Consider the following 21,031-nt stretch of genomic DNA (forward strand, 5'->3'; position numbering starts at 1 on the left):
AGTTGTCCCCCCAACAGACGTGACTCCAATCAAAGGATAACAACCCCGTTGAGTCACGTCTGGCCATCCCAGAATCCAAGCCTCCCCCTCTGAAAAAATCAATTAAGGTAAAATCAGAACATCTAGGTCACCTGAACATCACCTTGAACATTTACAACCCTCAAACGTCCCCACCCTTAAGGGATGCCAACCATCCAGAATAACCCATTAGGGAGTAACCTAGATTTAGGGTGCAACAAGTCTCGATCGCATAGACTCGTAAACAAGCGGTATTTATCAGCATTGCTCAGACAACAGGAGACCAATCAAAGAAATGGTTCTAGGGAATGGTGGGAAATCTAGCTCAGATCGAGTTAAGATGACCCAATAGACTCTATTTACATTTCTCTCTCCTCTTGTACCTCCCTGTGAATCTCACTAGGAAACCTGAAAAGCAATGGCTAGGCTAGATATTAAGATAAGTTCAGATCTAGCCATTTACCAAAACAATACTCAGCTAAACCCAGGCTAAATTTAGCGAAAGATGTCACAATCCGATCCCTCAGTTCCTGTTGTCAAACCCGCATCCAGTCCGGATGATACGGAATCCTTTGTTCCGTCTCCCTTAACCCTTAAATTCTGGGGGGTTCGAGGTGATATACCTACACCCGGCGAACAAACCATCCGTTATGGTGGCAATACGTCCTGTGTCACTTTAGAAACCTCTAAAAATCTGTTGATTTTTGATGCTGGCACAGGGGTTCGAGTTTTAGGCAAATACCTCTTAAGTCGGATGCCTGTGGAAGCCCATTTATTCCTCTCCCATTGTCAGTGGGATCGGATTCAGGGATTTCCCTTTTTTGTTCCCGCCTTTATCCCCATCAATCGATTTTATGTTTATGGCTCTTCAGCCGTCAACGGGGACTCTATGGGACAGCGCCTCAAGGAACAAATGCAACCGCCTAACTTTCCTGTGCCCATTGACATTATGGGATCGGAGCTGAACTTTCGCGATATCGATCCGGGGGAGGTGCTGAAGTTAGAATCAATGGACATCCATACCTATTGTTTAAATCCGATTAATCAAACCTTGGGCTATCGGGTTCACACTCAAAATCATAGTGTGGTCTACGCTACGGATATTGAGGCCAATACAGATGAACTCGATCCCCACTTGATTAATTTGGCAAAAGAAGCGGATGTACTTATTTACGATACTCATACCTGGACGATTGATGAACAAGGGGCGAAGGGCAATCCTCAACCGAAAGATTGGAATTGGAAAAGTGGTATTGAGGTGGCGAAAAAAGCTGGAGTCAAGCAGTTGGTGATGTTTCACCACGATCCGGGTTATACGGATGATTCTTTGGATCGGATTGAACGACAAATCCAGGCGGTGTTTCCCCAGGGAAAATTAGCCCGTGAAGGGATGGAAATCGCGATCGATTAAAAATTAAAAATTAAAAGTTAAAAATGTATATCTGATAAGGCTTGGAAGAGGTCGGTGGTGAGCTGTTGGGCATCGGTTTTGAGGTGGCCGGATGCGTAAGGCGCAACCTCTAAGGGAGCGCCAATATTAATGGTAACGGAGCAGCCTTTTTGGGGGAAGGGTTGGTCGTAAGTGAGGTTGATGGGTAGGATTTTGATTGGGTTTTGGGGGGAGTTGGTTTGAGCTTGGAGAGCTAGACGGGCTAAACCGGGTTTGAGGGGATGTACTTGGTGATCGCGGTAAATATTGCCTTCAGGAAAAATCACTAAGGCTTCTCGATGGGCTAAGAGTTCTAATCCATGGCGTAGGGAGGAAATGGCCGGTTGTTGGGGATTAATGGCAAATCCGCCTAAGCGACGAATAAACCACCCTTGAATGCCGCGCATTTCATTAGCAGAGACCATAAACCGCAAATGTCGCCCGGTAATATCGTTGCCGAGAGCATAGGGAACCATCAAACAATCCCAGCGAGAGCGATGGGTAGGGGCAAGAATTACGGGTGAACCATCGGTGGGGAAATGCTCTCGTCCTTGGACTTCAATGGAGCGAAAATAGGAAGGTAAGAGCAGATGTCGAGCGAAGGGATAAACTAGGGGGGTTAACCAAGGAGAAATGGAGGATGCCGTTGGAGGGGTGGCGATCGCCTTTTCTTGTCCCTGTACGGGTAACTTGAATTCCCATTTCGATAATTGAGCTAACATCAGAACTGCTCCTCTAACAATGCTTCTTGATGTTTACTTTAATCAGCGTTTTCGGGAGGATTGGCACTGATGATGACAGTTTGTCTGTTGTCACTCTGGGGTAACGGGTGATTGTGGATTTCTAAGAGAGTAAATTTCCCAGAATTAGGCTAATGGGGTTGGCGAGAATGGAGCCAACTGTACCGCAAATAATGGCAGGGACGATCAGGGTTTCCCAGCGTTGAGCGACAGCCATGGCGACTCCTAGGGTGGCGCTGCCAATGCTAGAGTTGGAGGCAATGAGAATGTCGGCCCATTCAATGTTGAGGAGTTTGCCCGCAATCAGGATTATGGCGAGGTGAGCGAGGAGAATGATACCGGCGAATTGCAGCAGTAGGGGGTTGAGGGCTAGAAGTTCGGGGATGCTGGTGGTGGCTCCGAGGGTGGAGAAGAAGAGGAGGATCAGAAGTGCCCCAAATTCTTCGATTCCGGCCAGGCGATCGCTGGTGGTGGCAAAAACTTGAGTCAGAATAATCACAATAATGGTGGTGAAGAAGAGTTCACTACCGGGTAAGCGGATAGCAGCCGCGATCGCATAGCCCAATAGAGCAGAAATCCCACTAGCGGCGAGGGCGAGGGCTAAATCAAAGCGGGTGGGAGCGGTTTGTTTGAGGATGGTGGGGACGGGAGCGCTGCCAAAGCGAATCCCCCAATCTTCTTGATGGGGCGTAAAGAAGCTGCGAATGCCAGGAATAATGGAGATGACGAGCCAAAAGAGAATAAAGAGACTGGTGAGGAGGCGATCGATGACGTTGAGGGTTTCCAGGGAGATCGACCCTTGAAAGTCTAGGGCAGAGGCGATATCGGCCGCATTGAGGGAATTACCGATATATTGAGCGACAAAGATAGCGGCCAGTTTTCCCCCTTCTGCTCCCAAGGGAAGGAGGATGAAGCCAACAATTGCGCCTAAAATTGTGCCACCGATGCCACAGGCTAAGAGGAGGAGGGTGGCTTTAGCATGGGTGGGCAGTTCCCGTAAGTCTATCTGGGAGAGAATGAGGGGAATGGCGAGGGTGATGCCGTAGGTGGTAATAGCTGGATAGAGGGGGGCGCTGCTGGGAATGAGTCCCAGATGGCTACAGAGACTCGCGAGACAGAGAACCAGGAGGGCAGCTAGGGGGGGGGTTCCTCGGCGGGTTTGTTCTGTCCAATAGCCGAATGCACAGAGGGTGAGCAGGATAGCTCCTAGAATGAGATTGGCGTTGGGAACAATGAAGGTATCAATCATCCAGAGGTTGGGTTAGAGAACGGCATCTAGGAGGCGATTGGCATTATAGCGGATGGGGTCGGTGCAGGGAAGTCCGGTGAGGTTTTGGATCTCGGCGATCGCGCGATCGGCTTCTTCTTTACTAAATTTATGGGTATTGAGGGCGATCGCCTTCACCCGTACCGGTTCAGTAGCACCTGCGACACTCGCCACCTGCTCGTAAAGCTCAATCACCTCCGGAAGCGGCGGAATAGCCACTTGAGGAACATGACGGATATGGGTTTGTCCCCAACGATGTACCAAAATTAAAGCCGTGGGTTGAGAGCCACGAATCAACGGTAAAGTAGCCGTAGAACCCGGATGCAGCAGCGAGCCTTGACCTTCAATATGAACAATATCAGCCTCCGCGCCATAGGTTAACACCTGCTGTTCTATGGCTCCCGCCGCAAAATCCACCCGTACCGCATCCAGGGGAACTCCTTTACCGGAAATCATAATTCCCGCTTGTCCCGTGCCGATAAAATGGGATTTCAAGCCCCGTTGTTGGGACGCTCGATGCAATTCTAAGCTGGTGGACATCTTACCAATGGACATATCTGTACCCACCGTCAGCACCCGGATATTGGTTAACTCTCGCGCTTTAGCACTGCCAATGGTTAAATGTTTCGGTTCTTGGCGAATATCCCAAATCATTTGCCCCGGTTTCAGAAACGATTGAAATTGCGGCGCAAGGGGGGTATGGAGTCCGTTAACGACAGAAAGTCCGGCTTCAACTGCTTGCTGAATGTCGTTCACCCAAGGTTCCGGTAGAGCGCCACCGGATGGAGCGATACCGATCGCTAATACTTCTGGCTGATAGGTTAAGGCTTCGCTTATGTTGGCCACAATGGGGAGATTACGACTTATTCCCGTTAATTGTTGTAGGGATAATCCCCCACTCTCTTCATCGATTAAAACCACAATCTCCGCCTCACTGTAGCGAATTAGGGACAGTCCCGTTTTTCCAGTCCCTCCCTGAAGTCCCCCATGGAGCAAAATCGCCACCCGACGGTTACGAGTCAGTAAAGGGGAAAAATCAACCGTCATGTCGCGTTACTCCTAAACCAGGTTGAGTATTGAGCATCAGCCGAGAGTTTTCTAGGGTAGCTCCCCTAAAGGGATCATCGATCAAGTTGAGATGGCTATCTAAGTCCAGATAATCCACCAGGGGGGCTAAATGAGCGGCCGCTGTATTGGCTAGACTGCTATCTGAGTAACACCCTAACATCACTTGTAAACCACAAGCGCGGGCCGTGTGGATCATGGCCATGGCTTCACTAAGTCCCCCAGCTTTCATCAGTTTGATGTTAATGCCGTGGATGGAATTGGCCAAGGGAGGAATATCGGCGCGGGTGTAACAGCTTTCGTCTACGAAGATGGGTAGGGGCGATTTTTCGTAGAGTTGAGCTAAATCTTTTTCTTCCCCAGGAGCTAGGGGTTGCTCAATGTACTCAATCCCCCATTCTTTGAGGGTCTGAGCCATGGTAATCGCTTGGTTTAAGTTCCATCCCCCATTCGCGTCCACATAGACCTTACAGCCTTCAGGAGCTACCTGTAGAAGGGCATTGACCATGGCGCGATCGGCTTCTATGCCTTCTGGACTCCCCAGTTTGACCTTGAGATAGCGAACCGGGGTCAGATCTAGCCAATGACGGAGCCGTTCTTGAGCTGCTTCTGGGGTACTAATGCCGATGGTAACAGAGGTTGGCGGAGTTTGCTGGCGATCGAATCCCCACAGTTGCCATAAAGGAAGACTAACCGATTTTCCCAGCCAATCATAAAGCGCCATATCTAGTGCCGCTTGAGCCGCAGAAGGTAGAGAAATCCCGGATTTAGCGAGAGTTGCTTGGATATTTTGCCGCTCTAGGGGACTGAAGGGTTGGAGAATCGGTACAATTTGCTCTAAAGCTGCTACAATCTCTCCAGTTGTCTGGCTTTTGCCTCCCGTGGAGAAGGGAGTGGCTTCTCCCCATCCCGTGATTCCATCGTGTTCCACCCTCACCCAGATATTAGTATTGTGGGTATTGCTGCCCCTGCTAATCTTCAGGGCAAAGCGCTTGTGGACAGTAAAAGGGGTAATCTGGATCTGCATCAGTGGGTACACTCAAGTTTTTTTGAGATTAGTCTGGAAACGGAGATTCGACCACTGTATACAGAGGAGACAGGATAAGGCAGTTGGGAAATTTTTACCAAGTTGTGCTACTGTCTACGGTGGATTACTGTTTTATCTTCCAAGGTTGATTTTTTCTAGAGCCATAGGCGATCGTATGAGTTATTCCAGTCAAACGGAAATTGTAATAGAAGCCGGAAGAACAGAGCGGGAATATTGGAAAGACCTGTGGCGCTACCGCGAGTTGTTCTACTTCTTGGCATGGCGAGATATATTGGTTCGGTACAAGCAAACGGCGATCGGGGTTTCTTGGGCTTTAATTCGACCCTTCTTAACCATGGTTGTGTTTACCATCGTCTTTGGTAAATTAGCCGGACTCCCTTCAGACGGAGCGCCTTACCCCATCCTCGTCTTTTCAGCCATGCTCCCCTGGCAATTCTTCGCCAGCGCCTTGTCTGAATGTAGCAATAGCCTCATTGGAAACGCCAATTTAATCTCCAAAATATATTTCCCTCGCCTTATTGTTCCTACCAGTGCAGTTATTGTCAGCTTTGTAGATTTTATGATTTCTGGAATAATTTTGCTGGGACTAATGGCTTGGTACAATTTCATTCCCACCTGGAAAATATTATTATTACCACTGTTTATATTGATTGCCTTCGCTGCGGCTATGGGGGCAGGCTTATGGTTAGCTTCTTTGAACGTTCAGTATAGAGATTTTCGCTATGTAGTTCCTTTTCTTGTCCAATTCGGGTTATATATTTCTCCTGTAGGTTTTAGTAGTAGCGTTGTACCCGATCAATGGCGTTTAATCTATTCATTAAATCCAATGGTGGGAGTTATTGATGGGTTTCGCTGGGCTATTTTAGGCAATGCCCAACTTTATCTCCCTGGTTTCGTCGTGTCCGTGATTCTAGTGGGATACCTTTGTATCGGCGGTGTCTGGTATTTCCGCAAAATGGAACGTACTTTTGCTGATGTTATTTAATGAGGGAGAGGAGTTTGAATCGTGTCTGAACCCATAATCCGAGTTGAGAACTTAGGTAAGAAATATTTAATCCGCCATCAGCAACAAGAACCCTATACTGCTCTTAGAGACGTGATTACCAATGGGGTGAAATCCTTGGGACGTATTCTAGTGAATGGAACAGGGGAAAAGCTGGAAAACCCCTCACGGGAAGAGTTCTGGGCTTTGAAAGATGTGTCATTTGAGATTAATAGAGGCGATCGCGTTGGTATAATCGGTCGCAATGGTGCAGGAAAATCTACTTTACTAAAGATTTTGAGCCGTATCACTGAACCCACAACAGGGAGAATTAATATTAAGGGGAGAGTGGCTAGTTTATTGGAAGTTGGCACTGGATTTCATCCAGAGCTGACAGGGCGAGAGAACATCTACCTCAATGGCGCTATTTTAGGGATGGGTAAGGTAGAAATTAAGAAAAATTTTGATGAAATCGTAGCGTTTGCAGAAGTAGAGAAGTTTTTAGATACACCTGTAAAAAGATATTCATCTGGGATGTATGTTAGGTTAGCATTCGCAGTAGCGGCTCATTTGGAACCTGAAATATTGCTAGTTGATGAAGTTTTATCTGTTGGAGATCTAGCTTTTCAGGAAAAGTGTTTAGGGAAAATGGAAGATGTGACTTCTAGCGGAAAAACAGTTGTTTTTATCAGTCATAATATGGAAAGTATTAAGCGCTTATGCTCTGTTGGGGTATACCTTAATTCAGGACTGATTAATAAAATAGGAGATATAGAGAGTGTCAGTCGTCTATACATCAATGACAACGAAGTCAATGACATGAAAAATAATGACAGCTCTATTATTACAATAGCTAATAATAATGTTATAGATAATGATTATTTTTTCGTGATTAGTGTTGAAATCTTAGAGTTAGATGGAAATCCAAAAGAAAAAGTTTTTACTTGGGATAAAGTTATATTCAGAATCAAATTTCACTCTCCAGTCAATTTGAATAATGGCTCTGTTATTTTTCAATTGTCTACTCTAGCAGGAACAGTCATTAGTTTATGTTCAACTCAACCCGATCAATCCAAAATAGTTAACTTTAAAAAAGGCATCAATCAAGTTGATTGTGTTTTTGAAAAGTTGCTGTTGAGTTCCGGAAAGTATGTAATAGGTGTAGGACTAGCTATCCCTAATGCAGAGTGGCTGTTTAGAAAATTCGATGCTGGAGTTTTATATGTTTATCCTAAAGATGTTTTCCAATCAGGTCTTGCCCCTGAGAGTTCTCGCTACCTTATTCCTCAAGAATGTAGTTGGCGAGTTGACAACTACATAAGTTCATGATGGTTCAAAGTAAGTTATCTAGGTTTATAACTACAAAGTCATAAATATTTTAACAAAGTCATAAATATTTTAACCACACAGGAGAATACAATAATGAGAAAAGTAGATTGGACTAAAGCTTATCAATATCTTCAGTTTAGAATAATGAATAGTGCTTTAATGTTAGCAACTATAAAAACTTATTCTCGAATAAAGCGGACATTTTTTAAACCCGAATTTCCTAAAGATGCCCATGAGATAAATCTACACTTAGGTTGTGGTTGCATAAACCATCCGAAATTTATAAATATTGATATTATCCCCCTTCCACATATACATTATGTGCAACAGATAGATGATCTTTCAATTTTCAAAGACAGCAGTGTTGACTTAATCTATGCATCCCATTGTCTTGAGCATTTTTCTCATCTTAAAGTTTATGATGTGCTACAAGAGTGGTTTCGAGTTCTTAAAAAAAATGGAATCTTAAGACTTTCAGTTCCAGACTTTGATTGTTTATTAAAAATATACCATGATAATGATTGTGATGTTCAATATATTCTTGGCCCACTCATGGGAGCTCAGGATTATGAATACAATTTTCATTACACAGTGTTTAATGAAAAGAGCTTAAAAGATTTGCTTCTCGAAACTGGATTTAAAACAGTAGATTGTTGGAAGCCAGGATCTTGTGAACTTACAACATTTAATGATTGTTCAGATTTTCATTTACTTGTTAAAGACACTTACTATTCTGTTAGTCTTAATCTTGAAGCTAGGAAATAAATAATTTGGAAAATTTTCTATGGTTATGTTTACCATAGTCTTTCATTATATGAAGGTTTTGGCATTCCACCTCTAGAAGCCATGTCCTGTGGAACCCCCGTCATAGCCTCAAACTGCTCTAGCATTCCTGAAGTGGTTGGGGATGCAGGATTACTTTTTAATCCTAGAGAGATTAGGGAGTTAGCCGATCTGCTAATCCTGTTACTTGAGAGTCCCGGAGAACGCGATCGTCTGATTGAAAAAGGCTACCAGAGGACAAAACGCTTTAGTTGGGATCGGACAGCAGCAGAGACAATGAATGTTTATCGTTCAGTTAGTCAGTAGACCCAACTATTATTCACCAGAAGTTAGCATTCTATTTGCACTATCAACAAGGTTCTGTAAATAGCCATTAGCAATAGGTTCAGAATATTCATCATAAAGTTTTTTGATATTGACTAACGCTTGTTCTTTGATTTTATCCTTATTAAATAAAGCCATACCACCAATATCTAATTCCCTGACAAATGAACAAGAATACAACCCCACCTTATATCCCGCCAGCCAAGCTCGAATTCCTGCTTCATCATCATCAAATTGAAAGGGGGCGTAATTTTGATTAATACCACCAATCTCTAAAAACTCTTTCCTTCTCAAAAACGTGGGGGCCCTATTAACGGCCATCGTAAACATAAAGGGTAAATTGGATGTCGGTTCTCGATAACAAGGAGTATTATAAACCTGAACTTTGTGCAATCCAGGACATTGGACAATATTCCCAACTCGTTCGTATTCTTGTGGTTGACTTGAGGTTACCGGATCGGGTATCATAATGTCTAAACCATCTCGACCACCAAGCATGATTAAATCTGGAAAAATAGTAAACAAAGTCAAGGCTTGTTCAATCCATTTATTGTTTGGAGGAGGTAAATCATCGTCCTGTAATAAACAAACAAACTCTCCTTTAGCCATTCTCATCGCGCGATCGTAAGTTATAACTTCAAATAAATCATTACACCGAAGCAAGAAATCATTAGGCCGATTTAGATGAGACACCCAATCTTCATAAGAACCATCAATGGAACCATCATCAATAATAATAATTTCTTCTGCTCCACTTTTTCTCAGGCGATCGATAAGGTTTTTAATGTTATTTCTTTTATTAAAAAATTGTACAATGATAGACACTTTAGGCTCGTTGTTATAAACCAAATTAGATACAGTATCTCTTGATGCCTGGATTTTCTGTTGTAAAATTTGATTTCCTTTGCTCCTAGAACGTTGCGACCAGTTCCTTAGTAGTTCAAGATACTTGCCTGAGATTCTATTGATTAAATTCATCTTCGCCTTTGTAGTTACTAGAGTGAAATATCTAAAATAATATCATAAACAAGCGCCATAGTTGAAAAGATTTAAGTAAAATAAAGATCCTATGAATATTAAACAAAAAATTGCTCAAATACTTCTCCAAACTTTAAACAAAGTAATGGGTGATGACCAAGCCTTAGAGTTGATGAAATATTGGCTACGTCGTTTGCCGACTAAGTATGCCTTTCCAATTACTTGGGTGTGTCTAAATGAGTTTACCTTGGACAGTACATCAGAGTCGAAATGGGAGTCTGGAGTCCTGCGTGATTTTCCTAATGTACAAGTCAATGTCAACCCCAAATGTCTGGGAAGTCGTTTTTTTTCGCTATGTGGGTATTTTGAAGATGATTTAACTCAAAAAATACTAAATTCTAATTATAGTGGATTGCTGGTTGATATTGGAGCAAATTTTGGTTATTATTCAATTTTGTGGTTACAAAAAAATAATAGCCGTGTAATTGCAGTAGAACCAGTTACAGAGTATATTGAGTTACTGGAACAGAATTTAAGTCCTTATGAATCTAGATATAAAATCTTCAAGGGTTGTGTAGGAGATTATCAGGGAAAGGCGTTGCTAGATACTTGTGGAGATCCGACCATGGTGAGTCGGGTTGTACCTGATGATGGATCGGGAAAGATGCGAGAAGTTCCGATGATCGCGCTGACCCCACTCCTGGAAAAGTATAATGAAGATCGCATAGAAGTTTTAAAAGTAGATGCTGAAGGTTACGATGTAAAAATTCTTAATAACTGTAAACCCTTATTTGAGGCAAAGAAAATTAAGACTGTTTTTTGGGAAAGCGCAGCCGGTTCAGAATATTTAGGTAATGTGGAAGCAGAGAAAGAAATAATCCTATTTCTGGAACGTCTTGGATACCGTCGAATTATGTCTGGAGGCATAGTAGGATATGAACTTCCAGCAGCTTAAGGAAGAGGATAATCAAATAAGCAAATCTCTTAACATCCTGATGGTCAGTCATATGCCTTGGGATCGAAATTTGGGTGGGCCCAGAGTACAAATTGAGTTAGCTGATGAATTTAAACTCTTAGGTCACCAAGTCGAATTTTTTGGATATAATGATGCTTTTCCCGATCGACAATCATCAAGATTATCTCGGTTAACTCAACCTTCTTTTGCCCTGAAAGCAAGGAATTTTATCAAGGATAATTCTCATCGATTTGATATGATTGATGCCCACCAAGGCAATATTCCTTTTTCTAAAGAGGAATTAGGTTTTAAAGGAGCATTGGTTGTTCGTTCAGCAGGCTTATACCCTTTACTAGAAGAATATTTGAAGTTGGAAAAAGTAAAATGGCCGCAACAAAACAAAAAAAGAACATTAATAGACTCTCTTCGTCATTCCTGGCATCAAATTAAACGCCGAAAAGAGCGTCCTTATTATTGGAAGAGTTTAGAAGTTAGCGATCTTATTTTATTGCCTAATTCAGATGAGTTAGCATATGCAGATGAGCATCTTGGTTTAGGTAACAAAAGTGTATTTTTTCCCCATGGGCTGTCCCGGAAAAGACAGCAAGCTTTTGCTGAGGCGATCGCTCCTGCTCTCATTAGACAATCTAGACACACCGTTGCCTTCATTGGATATTGGTGTCTACGCAAAGGAGCGGGTGACTGGGCAGAAATAATTCAACGTACCCGATCGCAAGTTCCAGAGGTAAAATTTCTATTTCTGGGAACTGGCCTCAGTTCTGAGCAGATCCTGGAAGATCTCAATTTACAAGCTAGTGAAGGACTGGAAATTGTCCCTAGTTATGAGAGCGATCGCCTTCCAGGACTGCTTTCAGAAGTCACATTGGGGGCTTTTCCTAGTTATATGGAAGGCTTTGGGTTGGGAGTTCTCGAAAAGTTAGCCTCTGGATTACCAATCGTAGCTTATGATATTCCCGGGCCACGAGAAATGTTACGTCCAGTAGACAAAACGTTAATGGTTCCTGTGGGTGATGTGGAGGGATTTTCCAATCGGTTAATCCAATTGTTAAAACTAGAGGAAAGTCAATATACTCAGCTTTCTCGCAGTTGTATTCAAGTAGCCCAAACATTTGATTGGCATGAAATAGCTAAAAAACATATAGAAGCTTATGGTAAAACTCTGATTTCAACCCAGAAACACAAGAAAAAAAATATTAATCAATCACAAACAGATTATGAATAAAGTTATAAATTTTGGTTATTATACAGTGGGAATTTTATTGGAGTTTTTCCAATACATTTGGAGTCAAATACAGCTACGGTTGTTTTACCAGAAATGGAGAGTGACTAATTTTTTATCTGATTATGATTTTGTGAACCTTGAAAAACCCAAGTTATTGGTTGCTATAACTCATGTGACTTCTACGGAGGAATCTAAATGTGCAGAGAAAGGTAAAGAAAAAACAGATAAACTGACTCAAACCATAGAAGGAATATTCAGAAGTTTTTCTGGTTGTGAATTAAAAATTCTGATCAATACTATTACCGATCGACATATTACTCAATTTCTTCCAGATTACCAAAAAAACAAGATTGAAGTTATTGAGCAAGTAGAGATAGATCCCATGCTGGTGGGATTTAGATCTCAGGATGAATTTATTAAGAGAGAAGAGCAATTTGATTGGTTTTTATATCTGGAAGATGATATTATTATCTATGATAGTACTTTTCTCAATAAAATACAATGCTTTAATGCCAATAGTGGTAGTCTTAAAAAGATTTTGCTTCCCCACAGATATGAAATGCTAGAAGGCAAGAAAACTTATATTGATTTTAGTTACGATCCATCGGACAACACTGCTTTTATGAACTGGAATAAGTTGTCAATTCTGGAAATAGGAGAATTGAAGTTCTGTGAATTTGGAAATCCCCATGCCGGTTTGTACTGTTTGTCTAAGGAGCAGCTTAAGATCTGGAGAAAATCTGGTCGTTTTTGGAAAGAAAAAGATATAATGGTAGGGCCATTAGAAAGTGCTGCAACTTGTTGCTTGTTTGAATGTTTTTCGTTATATAAACCCCATCCTTGTAATCTACAATTTCTTGAAGTGCAGCACTGGGATACAAAATATTCTCTGGCCATGAAAACTTTAAGTTGGAAAAGTGATACTAGAGGATAACTGGGGTTGAGAGTGTAATGTCTACTGAAGAAGTTAAGATCAGCGTCGCTTTAATTACTCGCAACCGGCCAGACTCACTGGATCGTTGTTTGGCAAGTGTGCGATCGCAGAGTCTCCAACCCTATGAGATTGTTGTTTCTGATGACTCAGATGATGAATTTATGGAGCCAACCGAGGTGATCGCCAAAACATGGGACTGTCAATATATTCGCGGCCCTCGTCGCGGTCTACAAGCGAATCGGAACTGTGCCCATGCTGCTTGTACGGGAACACATATTCGGACAATGGATGACGATCATCAATTTCCAGAAGACCACTTCAAAACCGTTCAAGAAGTAGTAGAGACTGACCCTAGCAGTGTTTGGCTTATTGGAGAATATAGCACTTCCCCAACTGAGTCCTCTCAAATTCAATTGCCTGGAGAAGTACAACCTCGTGGATTCCGCAAGCCGATTGTTAACTTCGATCGATGCTTTGCGATCAGTGATGGTTCAGCTATTTATCCTAAATCTATCATTGATAAACATAAATTTATAGAAAAATATCAGTATGCTGGTGAATTGGAATTTGGCGCTCGTTTACAAGCCTTGGGGTATCGGATTCGGTATTCGCCAAAAACCTATGTTATTCATGCTGGTGGGGTTTCTCATAATAGTAAAATAGTGAAAAATAGTTCCTTTATTGGTTCATATTTAACCTATGCTGTTTACCAAAAACACCTATGTAAATCTCTGGAATGTCTTAGTTATTTCTTCAGTTTATCTGTAATTGGGTCGTTTAAACGAGAGCAAGATAATTTTAATATTTGGGATTTTTGGACAACTTTGAAAGAAGGACAATATTATGGGGAGCTATTTCGATTAAAAAAATACGATCGGATAATTTAGGGCAACATACCAATGAATCTATGCCTGTTCTCAGAACTAATGAAAAAGAATGAAAAAGTCACCCTTAGTTAGTATTATTATCCCTACCTATAATTATGGTCTATTTATTAGTGAAGCTATTGATAGTGTTTTCTCATCGAGTCTCTCTAAAGAAGAATTAGAAATTATTGTAGTCGATGATGGGTCAACTGATGATACGGCAGATAGAATCAGAGCTTACCAAAACGATCTCATCTATATCCAGCAAAATAATAGTGGTAAAGCAAAAGCCACTAAGGTAGGTATCGATCGCGCCACGGGAAAATATCTGTTTAACTTAGATGCTGACGATTTATTTCTACCCGAAAAACTGGAAAAAGTAGTGAATTGCTTTGAATCGGATCGCGATCTTGTCCATGTTTCCCATCCTGCCATTTACTGGGATGTTAATAACGACAAAAAAGAAATTGAGCCAATTCCAGACTGGATAAAAAATACAAAACTGAGTGGTAAAGAGGTGCTAAGATATTTCTACCGGCATCAAATCTTGTTTGGTGGAGGGTCAACCTTTGCCACTCGTACCGAAATTGCGAAACAAATGCCGATTCCTCGGTCTGTGGATATGTATATTGATGAACATTTAGTTCTGTTTGCTCTTGAGGATAAATATTGCTATTTCATTAATGAACCTCTTTCTGTTTGGCGGATTCATGGACATAATTTTTCTGTTGGCAAATCGCAATCTGAAAAGGCGATCGCCAAACTCAAACGGAGTCAATTGAGTATGGAGGCTGTATTGCAGACGTTAGAAGCAGAAGCTTTCGATCCAGAAATCGTTGCCCTGTATACCTTGAAAACGAAAGTGTCAATCGCCTCTATTAAAGAACAGCTTGGAGAAAAGACGGTTAATGATACTATAGATATATGGAAATATCTATGGCAAAACTTTAGCCGAGATCCACAGATGTGGAAACTGATGCAAACTTATAATGTTCTGAATCGGACTTTACCAACCCCGATGATTAATGGACTGAGAAACCTAAAATCTAAACTTTCGCGTCATGGATAATCAGAGCGATCGCCAAAACCACCACATCATAATACTACTTGGCCAGCAACAAGCCATGGCTGATGGCGTGTTTGACTATACAGAAAAACTAGAGCAAACTTTGCTGCAAAGAGGGGTTGAGTGCGATCGCATCTCCATGCAGTGGCAAGAATGGGGATGGTTCAAAGCACTGCAATGGCTGTGGACAGAAAGTGAACAATGGCGCGATCGCTGGGTGATTGCCCAATTTACCACATCGGCTTGGTCAACCTTAGCATTACCCGTCATGTTTGTGGTTGTGGTGAGATTGCTCAAAATCAGAAGAGTGAAAACCGCAATCATGTTTCATGAAGTTCAAGGGTATCCTGGAGAACAGCTCAAATACAAAATCCGGCGATCGGTACAACTATGGACAATTCGCACAGCCATGAAATTAGCCGATCACTCGATTTTTAATGTCAAACTAGAGCAATTAACCTGGCTCCCCATTGCCTCATCTCCAGCAACATTTATTCCCGTGGGTTCCAATATGCCGGAACCAGACTTAATGGCAGTCAAGTCCAAGAAAGCACCTTCTCAAAGGGAGACCAAGACGGTGGCGGTATTTGGGATGACCAGTGTAGAAATTACTCGAGATGAAGTAGAGGCGATCGCCTCGGCAATATCCCAAACCGCTAAACACATTGACTCATTGCGTCTCGTTACTTTAGGAAGAGGCTCAAAAGATGCTGAAACAGACCTTAGAGAATCCCTAAAAGAAGCTAACGTGGAAATTTCTGTGTTAGGGTTACTAGATCCAGAAAAAATTACTCAAGCTCTGATGGGAGCAGACGTGATGTTATTTGTACGGGGGGAAATTTGCTCTCGGAAAACAACCGCGATCGCCGCGATCGCCTGCGGAATTCCCATTGTTGCTTATGAAGGTAAAGAAACGGCTCATCCGATCCCAGAAGCTGGAGTGCTTCTGGTTCCCCAGGGGGACTATGAAGCTCTGGCTGAGAACTTAATCCGAGTCCTCAAAGACGACCAACTCTGGTTAGATCTTCACCACCGTAATATAGAAGCTTATCAGAAGTACTTCTCGTGGGATATGATTGCAAAACGCTTTATTGAAGAACTCACCAATGAGTGAACGTAAATATCGTCTCCTTCTAGTTTCCTCTCAACCGATCCAAAATCCAGCTTCTCTCAGGTTGATGGCGAAACATCCCAAGCTAGAAATATTGGTAGCTTACTGTAGTCTACCTAACGACAGCAAAATCCAAGCCAGCTCCCTAAAGCAGAATCCCGAATATCTGACCAAAGTGCTGTTTGATATTCCTTTGCTGGAAGGATACCCTTGGTCTTATGTTCCCAATCGCTCCCCAGTCCCTAGCTTAAATAAAACCTTTGGTTTAATCAATCCAGGTTTAATTAAGTTGGTGCAAAAATGTGACGTTTGTCTAGTTTATGGTTATGCTTATATCAGCTTTTGGTTGGCGATCGCGGCTGCTAAAATAGCCAGAAAACCCTTGCTCCTATCCACAGATGCAACCTATCTCGATCCCCCAGATGGAATAGGGGGAAATTGGAAAATTCCGATTAAGAAAAAAGCCCTCCCCTACCTCTATAATCACATCGCTGATGCTGTACTCGTCCTTTCCAGTGCATCTAAAACCTTCACCCACTCTCTGGGAGTGCCAGAGTCTCGGATTTTCTTAACTCCCTATGTAGTCGATAACGATTATATTGCTGAAATCGCTAAACAAACTTCACGCCAACAAGTTCGAGCAGAATTAGATATTCCAGAAGATGCAGTCATAGCTGTCTTTTGCGCCAAATTTATTCCTCGAAAACGACCCCAGGATGTGATAGAAGCCTTTGCTAAAGCCAATGTCCCCAACACTTATCTAGTAATGATTGGAGATGGCCCTCTCAAAGCCGATCTTACCTCTCAAGCACAGCACTTGGGTATTGAATCCAAAATCCGGTTTACAGGCTTGGTTCAGTATTCTCGACTGCCATCCCTATATGCCTCCAGTAATGTGTTAGCATTCTCCTCAGAATACGAACCCTATGGATTGCCTGTCAATGAAGCCATGATTTGTGGTATTCCTGTCGTCGTTAGCGATCGCATTGGTGCAGGATACGATCTGGTCGAAGAAGGTGTAACCGGTTTTACTTATCCTTGTGGTAATATTGATGCTCTTGCTACCCTTTTCCAAACCTTACTCGGAAACCCCAAACAGCTCCAAATCATGGGAAAAGCCGCCAGAGAAAGAATTAGAACTTGGTCTCCTCAACAGCATGTTGAGAGTTTAGTAAAAGCTGTAGAAGCAGTTGTTGTACCGCCTTCACTTCCTTTCAATCGATGAAACTCCTAATCGCTCTAATTGTTGCCACTGTCATTTCTTATATTTCATGTTTGGACTGGCGGCGTTCTGTCAAAACCGTTTTCTTCCTAGTTGTTTTTGAAGGTGTATTACGGAAATGGATTCTTCCTCAAGCCAGCGAAATCATATACTTTCTGAAAGATATGGTCTTATTTGGAGCTTACTTTCAGTATTATATTCTTTCCAAAAGCCAAAATAAATTTCCAAAAGCCAAAACACCCATTATCAACATCTTGCTATTTTTAGCTTTTTCTTGGTGTTGTTTCCAAGGTCTTAATCCTAGCTTAGGGTCTCCGATAGTAGGAATATGGGGAATTAAAAACTACTTTTTCTATATCCCCTTAATGTGGATGTTACCCAATCTCTTTCGTACAGAAGAAGAACTCTTTACATTTATTAAAACTCAACTTGTCATTTTTATCCCAGTCGGTATTCTAGGAATTGTACAATTTGTCAGCCCTGCTTCCAGTCCTCTAAATCAATATGCACCAGGATTAGAGCAAGTAGGTGGAGTTGCGAGATTTGGAGTCAGTGGTGCAGTTAGAATTACAGGAGCTTTTTCTTTCGTTAATACCTATGTTGCTTATCTTCTAGTATGTTGTGGATTTATCATTCCCATCTTAGAAACGGAACAATCTCAAAAAGATCGGAATATTTCTATCTTGCAAGCGATTCTACTTATTGCCAACTCTTTCATGACGGGTTCTCGTACTATTATTCTTGCTGGTCTATTATTTATTATAGGATATTTTGGACTGAAAATTGTCACACAATTTGCAAAAACCATGCGTTTAATCCAATTGTTTTTACCTCCTATTATTTTGGCTTTCGTTTCAGCATCAATTGTTTTTGCTGATAAAATAAACACGATATTGGATAGAATACTATTTAGTAAAGATGTGGCTCTTCGTATTAAACTTCTGTTTACAGAACCGTTTCATAACATTGGAATTAAAGGTTGGGATGGATTTGGATCAGGAGCAACTCATCAAGCTACTGGTGTCCTACGCAGTGTTTTAGGATTACCTGGAGGTGAACCCATTCCTGTTGGATACGAATCGGAAATGGGTCGCATCTTGTTGGAGATTGGGCCCATAGGTTTTCTCTTATGGTATGGATTAAAACTAGCTATTCTGATTGCTCTGTTTCAACTCATCTGGAAACTTAAACGACCTTTTTTAAAAAATTTAGCCCTAGCAGCATTTCTAATTCATTTAATTTGGTTTCCCAATCAGCATGTTTTTCACATCACCTTCTCTGTATACTATGGTTTTTTGAGTGGGTTTCTTTACCTGCTTCCCCAGATAGAAGCATCAGAGCAGTTACAACAACAGCAACTTTTATATTTATATGACCAAGATGCATATATCCCTAGTTCACCCTACCGGGAATCCTAATTCCCGTCAAGCAGCACAAGCTCTAGTAGAAGCAGGTTTTCTCAAAGAAATAATTACCACTATTGCCTATAATCCAAATTCAGAACTCTCGAATTATTTTCATAAACTGCCAATCAATCTCAGAAAAATTGTTACAAAAGAACTGGGACGACGTACTTGGGTTCCCCCGGATTCTTCTATCAGTATCCGCAATCATCCCTGGAAAGAATTGATCCGCATTGCTTTAGTCAAAACGGGTATACCTCGATATTTTAGAATTAATAATCAAAGATTAACAGACTGGATTTATTGCTCACTCGATCTTCACGTTGCTGGAGATCACCTAGAGGGACTTAATGCAATCTATGCTTATGAAGATGGTGCTGCAAAGACCTTTGAAGTTGCTAAACAACAGGGGATTCTCTGTCTCTATGATTTACCCATTCTCTTCTATCGTATGAGTCGGAAAATTCAACTAGAGGAAGCACAACGTTTTCCTGAACTTGCCTCTGCATTACAAGCAGCAAAAGAACCGGCTTGGAAGTTAGAACGTAAAGAAAAAGAAGTACAACTTGCCGACCATATTTTTGTCGCATCTTCTGTTACACGACGTTCATTAGTTGATTTTGGTATAGACTCCTCAAAAATCAGCGTTATTCCTTACGGAGCGCCTTTAGAATATTTCTATCCCCAGCCTAAAACTCACTCAGGATTTCGTGCTTTATATGTTGGTCGTCTAGAACCTCGAAAAGGAATTCATTATCTATTACAAGCATGGAAATGCCTCAAACTTTCCTCAGCAGAACTATGGTTAGTGGGTATTAACGAGTTTCCAGAAGGCTGGCTCGATCGCTATAGCGATCTCTTTCGTTATATTCCATCCATTCCCCATACCCAATTACAGGAATATTACAATAGTGCAGATGTATTCGTTTTCCCATCTCTAGTGGATGGATTTGGCTTAGTTATACTAGAAGCGATGGCTTGTGGTATACCTGTAATTACAACACCCAATACAGCAGGCCCTGATATCATTACGGATGGTGTAGAAGGGTTTATTGTCCCCATTCGCGATACTGAAGCGATTCAAGACAAATTAGACTGGTGTTATCATCATCCTCTAGAATTATCTCAGATGGGAAAAGCAGCCAGAAAAAAAGCCGAACAACTCACCTGGTCTAAATATCGGCAAGAGCTACGAAAACAAATTAATAGTTTATTCAATAATTTACAATAATCTTATGAAGACCCAGTTTCCACCCTATACCAAAACCCTAACATCTTATCCGATTGCGATCCTGATTCCAGTTTTTAATGATTGGGAAGCATTAAGACTATTGATCCACTATATTGATCGCACTTTGGTGGATTTGTACCCAGATCATAAGAATATGGATATTGTTGTTGTTGATGATGCTTCTGTCTCAGGATTTCCAGATAATATGAATTCTGAAGCATTTGATTATATTAATAACATCTATCTTTTAGAGCTTCGTCGTAATATGGGACACCAAAGGGCGATTGCGATCGGTTTAGCCTACGTTGAAGAACACTTACCCTGTCAAGCTGTTTTAATTATGGATGGTGATGGAGAAGACGATCCAAAGGACATTGCAAGATTAATTGACAAATATGAAGCAGAAGAACATAAAAAAATTATATTTGCTCGTCGTAGCAAACGTTCCGAACAGCAGTCTTTTAAATTCTTTTATGGAGTCTATAAGCTATTATATAGAATGTTAACCGGTCAACGGATTCAATTTGGCAACTTCAGTATTATTCCTCGGAAAATATTGTCTCGACTTGTTGTTGTTTCTGAAATTTGGAATCATTACGCTTCTGGAGTCTTAAAATCTAGAATCCCGTATGCAGAAATATATACGACTCGAGGTCACCGTTTGGCAGGCAAACCTCAAATGAATATAGTTTCATTAGTTACCCATGGATTAAGTTCAATTTCAGTATATGCTGAAGTTGTTGGTACAAGACTATTAATTTCGACTTCAGCAATTACCTTGTCTAGCATGATGGCGATTGCTATAATTGTCTTCATGCGCTTAGGAACTAACCTTGCAATTCCTGGATGGGCTTCATCTATGGTAGGCATATTTTTTATTATTCTCATGCAGGCAGTAATGTTTTCTTTGATTTTGAGTATTTTGGTTTTGTCAAGTAGAAATAATTTTAACTTTGTCCCTAACCGTGATTATAAGTATTTTGTACTAAAGTTCTCCACTCTGATTTCAAAGAAGTAACTGAATTGGCTCGTTTTTT

20 protein-coding genes are annotated in these 21,031 nt (G+C 41.5%); 15 read left to right on the forward strand and 5 right to left on the reverse strand.

From position 1 onward, the window contains the following. Positions 1-523: 523 nt before the first annotated feature. Entirely contained in the window at positions 524-1,429 is a 906-nt protein-coding gene (locus PJF56_RS11175; protein WP_283762749.1) for an MBL fold metallo-hydrolase, read from the forward strand. A 17-nt stretch (positions 1,430-1,446) separates the two neighbouring features. Here PJF56_RS11175 and PJF56_RS11180 read toward each other — a convergent pair whose 3' ends face one another. From PJF56_RS11180 to PJF56_RS11195, 4 genes are all read right to left on the reverse strand, one after another. After that, positions 1,447-2,169, reverse strand: coding sequence for a lysophospholipid acyltransferase family protein (locus PJF56_RS11180; RefSeq protein ID WP_283762750.1), 723 nt, complete (start codon positions 2,167-2,169; stop codon positions 1,447-1,449). A gap of 121 nt (positions 2,170-2,290) precedes the next feature. Continuing rightward, the gene (locus PJF56_RS11185; RefSeq protein ID WP_283762751.1) at positions 2,291-3,436 is read right to left on the reverse strand and encodes a DUF819 family protein; all 1,146 of its coding nucleotides are present in this window, start codon (positions 3,434-3,436) and stop codon (positions 2,291-2,293) included. Between the two features lie 12 nt (positions 3,437-3,448). Beyond that, positions 3,449-4,501 carry an N-acetyltransferase DgcN family protein gene (locus PJF56_RS11190; protein WP_283762752.1) on the reverse strand — a complete coding sequence of 351 codons (1,053 nt, stop codon included), beginning with the start codon at positions 4,499-4,501 and terminating at the stop codon, positions 3,449-3,451. After that, the gene (locus PJF56_RS11195) at positions 4,491-5,546 is read right to left on the reverse strand and encodes a dipeptide epimerase (protein ID WP_283762753.1); all 1,056 of its coding nucleotides are present in this window, start codon (positions 5,544-5,546) and stop codon (positions 4,491-4,493) included. The genes PJF56_RS11190 and PJF56_RS11195 overlap by 11 nt, the downstream gene beginning before the upstream one ends. 175 nt (positions 5,547-5,721) lie before the next feature. Here PJF56_RS11195 and PJF56_RS11200 point away from each other — a divergent pair, with 175 nt between their 5' ends. The 4 genes from PJF56_RS11200 (at position 5,722) to PJF56_RS11215 (ending at position 8,967) form a co-directional block, all read left to right on the forward strand. Next, positions 5,722-6,552 carry an ABC transporter permease gene (locus tag PJF56_RS11200; protein ID WP_283762754.1) on the forward strand — a complete coding sequence of 277 codons (831 nt, stop codon included), beginning with the start codon at positions 5,722-5,724 and terminating at the stop codon, positions 6,550-6,552. Between the two features lie 21 nt (positions 6,553-6,573). Then, complete coding sequence (locus PJF56_RS11205) at positions 6,574-7,878, forward strand: ABC transporter ATP-binding protein (RefSeq protein ID WP_283762755.1); 1,305 nt, start codon at positions 6,574-6,576, stop codon at positions 7,876-7,878. A gap of 93 nt (positions 7,879-7,971) precedes the next feature. After that, positions 7,972-8,643 carry a class I SAM-dependent methyltransferase gene (locus PJF56_RS11210; protein WP_283762756.1) on the forward strand — a complete coding sequence of 224 codons (672 nt, stop codon included), beginning with the start codon at positions 7,972-7,974 and terminating at the stop codon, positions 8,641-8,643. Between the two features lie 12 nt (positions 8,644-8,655). Further along, the gene (locus tag PJF56_RS11215) at positions 8,656-8,967 is read left to right on the forward strand and encodes a glycosyltransferase (RefSeq protein ID WP_283762778.1); all 312 of its coding nucleotides are present in this window, start codon (positions 8,656-8,658) and stop codon (positions 8,965-8,967) included. 9 nt (positions 8,968-8,976) lie between these two features. Here the strand turns inward: PJF56_RS11215 and PJF56_RS11220 are convergent, their stop codons facing one another. Then, positions 8,977-9,963 carry a glycosyltransferase family 2 protein gene (locus PJF56_RS11220; RefSeq protein ID WP_283762757.1) on the reverse strand — a complete coding sequence of 329 codons (987 nt, stop codon included), beginning with the start codon at positions 9,961-9,963 and terminating at the stop codon, positions 8,977-8,979. A 91-nt stretch (positions 9,964-10,054) separates the two neighbouring features. Between PJF56_RS11220 and PJF56_RS11225 the strand changes: the two genes are divergently transcribed. The 10 genes from PJF56_RS11225 (at position 10,055) to PJF56_RS11270 (ending at position 21,012) form a co-directional block, all read left to right on the forward strand. Then, positions 10,055-10,918: an FkbM family methyltransferase gene (locus PJF56_RS11225; protein WP_283762758.1), complete on the forward strand. Its 864-nt coding sequence runs from the start codon at positions 10,055-10,057 to the stop codon at positions 10,916-10,918. 256 nt (positions 10,919-11,174) lie between these two features. After that, positions 11,175-12,161 (forward strand): glycosyltransferase family 4 protein, encoded by a 987-nt coding sequence (locus PJF56_RS11230; RefSeq protein WP_283762759.1) that lies wholly within the window; start codon positions 11,175-11,177, stop codon positions 12,159-12,161. Continuing rightward, positions 12,154-13,095: a hypothetical protein gene (locus PJF56_RS11235; RefSeq protein ID WP_283762760.1), complete on the forward strand. Its 942-nt coding sequence runs from the start codon at positions 12,154-12,156 to the stop codon at positions 13,093-13,095. The genes PJF56_RS11230 and PJF56_RS11235 overlap by 8 nt, the downstream gene beginning before the upstream one ends. 17 nt (positions 13,096-13,112) lie before the next feature. Then, the gene (locus PJF56_RS11240) at positions 13,113-13,982 is read left to right on the forward strand and encodes a glycosyltransferase family 2 protein (RefSeq protein WP_283762761.1); all 870 of its coding nucleotides are present in this window, start codon (positions 13,113-13,115) and stop codon (positions 13,980-13,982) included. A gap of 49 nt (positions 13,983-14,031) precedes the next feature. Beyond that, positions 14,032-15,030: a glycosyltransferase family 2 protein gene (locus PJF56_RS11245; protein ID WP_283762762.1), complete on the forward strand. Its 999-nt coding sequence runs from the start codon at positions 14,032-14,034 to the stop codon at positions 15,028-15,030. Further along, positions 15,023-16,141 (forward strand): glycosyltransferase, encoded by a 1,119-nt coding sequence (locus PJF56_RS11250; RefSeq protein WP_283762763.1) that lies wholly within the window; start codon positions 15,023-15,025, stop codon positions 16,139-16,141. Before PJF56_RS11245 ends, PJF56_RS11250 begins: the two co-directional genes overlap by 8 nt. Beyond that, positions 16,134-17,363 (forward strand): glycosyltransferase family 4 protein, encoded by a 1,230-nt coding sequence (locus PJF56_RS11255; RefSeq protein ID WP_283762764.1) that lies wholly within the window; start codon positions 16,134-16,136, stop codon positions 17,361-17,363. The genes PJF56_RS11250 and PJF56_RS11255 overlap by 8 nt, the downstream gene beginning before the upstream one ends. Beyond that, positions 17,360-18,778, forward strand: coding sequence for a hypothetical protein (locus tag PJF56_RS11260; RefSeq protein WP_283762765.1), 1,419 nt, complete (start codon positions 17,360-17,362; stop codon positions 18,776-18,778). The genes PJF56_RS11255 and PJF56_RS11260 overlap by 4 nt, the downstream gene beginning before the upstream one ends. Further along, a complete protein-coding gene (locus PJF56_RS11265) occupies positions 18,732-19,994 on the forward strand; it encodes a glycosyltransferase family 4 protein (protein ID WP_283762766.1) in 1,263 nt (420 codons plus the stop codon). Before PJF56_RS11260 ends, PJF56_RS11265 begins: the two co-directional genes overlap by 47 nt. A gap of 4 nt (positions 19,995-19,998) precedes the next feature. Next, on the forward strand, positions 19,999-21,012 hold the full coding sequence (locus PJF56_RS11270) for a glycosyltransferase (RefSeq protein ID WP_283762767.1): 1,014 nt from the start codon (positions 19,999-20,001) through the stop codon (positions 21,010-21,012). Positions 21,013-21,031: the final 19 nt, after the last annotated feature.

The sequence above is a fragment of the Roseofilum halophilum BLCC-M91 genome (genome assembly GCF_030068445.1).
Taxonomy (GTDB): Bacteria; Cyanobacteriota; Cyanobacteriia; order Cyanobacteriales; family Desertifilaceae; genus Roseofilum; species Roseofilum halophilum.

What these genes read in the sequence shown, in the direction of transcription:
- PJF56_RS11210 (WP_283762756.1), top strand. Translation starts at nt 7,972, where the DNA reads ATGAGAAAAGTAGATTGGACTAAAGCTTATCAATATCTTCAGTTTAGA.
- PJF56_RS11250 (WP_283762763.1), top strand. Translation starts at nt 15,023, where the DNA reads ATGGATAATCAGAGCGATCGCCAAAACCACCACATCATAATACTACTT.
- PJF56_RS11245 (WP_283762762.1), top strand. Translation starts at nt 14,032, where the DNA reads ATGAAAAAGTCACCCTTAGTTAGTATTATTATCCCTACCTATAATTAT.
- PJF56_RS11225 (WP_283762758.1), top strand. Translation starts at nt 10,055, where the DNA reads ATGAATATTAAACAAAAAATTGCTCAAATACTTCTCCAAACTTTAAAC.
- PJF56_RS11260 (WP_283762765.1), top strand. Translation starts at nt 17,360, where the DNA reads ATGAAACTCCTAATCGCTCTAATTGTTGCCACTGTCATTTCTTATATT.
- PJF56_RS11235 (WP_283762760.1), top strand. Translation starts at nt 12,154, where the DNA reads ATGAATAAAGTTATAAATTTTGGTTATTATACAGTGGGAATTTTATTG.
- PJF56_RS11270 (WP_283762767.1), top strand. Translation starts at nt 19,999, where the DNA reads ATGAAGACCCAGTTTCCACCCTATACCAAAACCCTAACATCTTATCCG.
- PJF56_RS11185 (WP_283762751.1), bottom strand. Translation starts at nt 3,436, where the DNA reads ATGATTGATACCTTCATTGTTCCCAACGCCAATCTCATTCTAGGAGCT.
- PJF56_RS11195 (WP_283762753.1), bottom strand. Translation starts at nt 5,546, where the DNA reads ATGCAGATCCAGATTACCCCTTTTACTGTCCACAAGCGCTTTGCCCTG.
- PJF56_RS11240 (WP_283762761.1), top strand. Translation starts at nt 13,113, where the DNA reads ATGTCTACTGAAGAAGTTAAGATCAGCGTCGCTTTAATTACTCGCAAC.
- PJF56_RS11230 (WP_283762759.1), top strand. Translation starts at nt 11,175, where the DNA reads ATGATTGATGCCCACCAAGGCAATATTCCTTTTTCTAAAGAGGAATTA.
- PJF56_RS11175 (WP_283762749.1), top strand. Translation starts at nt 524, where the DNA reads ATGTCACAATCCGATCCCTCAGTTCCTGTTGTCAAACCCGCATCCAGT.
- PJF56_RS11180 (WP_283762750.1), bottom strand. Translation starts at nt 2,169, where the DNA reads ATGTTAGCTCAATTATCGAAATGGGAATTCAAGTTACCCGTACAGGGA.
- PJF56_RS11220 (WP_283762757.1), bottom strand. Translation starts at nt 9,963, where the DNA reads ATGAATTTAATCAATAGAATCTCAGGCAAGTATCTTGAACTACTAAGG.
- PJF56_RS11200 (WP_283762754.1), top strand. Translation starts at nt 5,722, where the DNA reads ATGAGTTATTCCAGTCAAACGGAAATTGTAATAGAAGCCGGAAGAACA.
- PJF56_RS11265 (WP_283762766.1), top strand. Translation starts at nt 18,732, where the DNA reads ATGACCAAGATGCATATATCCCTAGTTCACCCTACCGGGAATCCTAAT.
- PJF56_RS11255 (WP_283762764.1), top strand. Translation starts at nt 16,134, where the DNA reads ATGAGTGAACGTAAATATCGTCTCCTTCTAGTTTCCTCTCAACCGATC.
- PJF56_RS11190 (WP_283762752.1), bottom strand. Translation starts at nt 4,501, where the DNA reads ATGACGGTTGATTTTTCCCCTTTACTGACTCGTAACCGTCGGGTGGCG.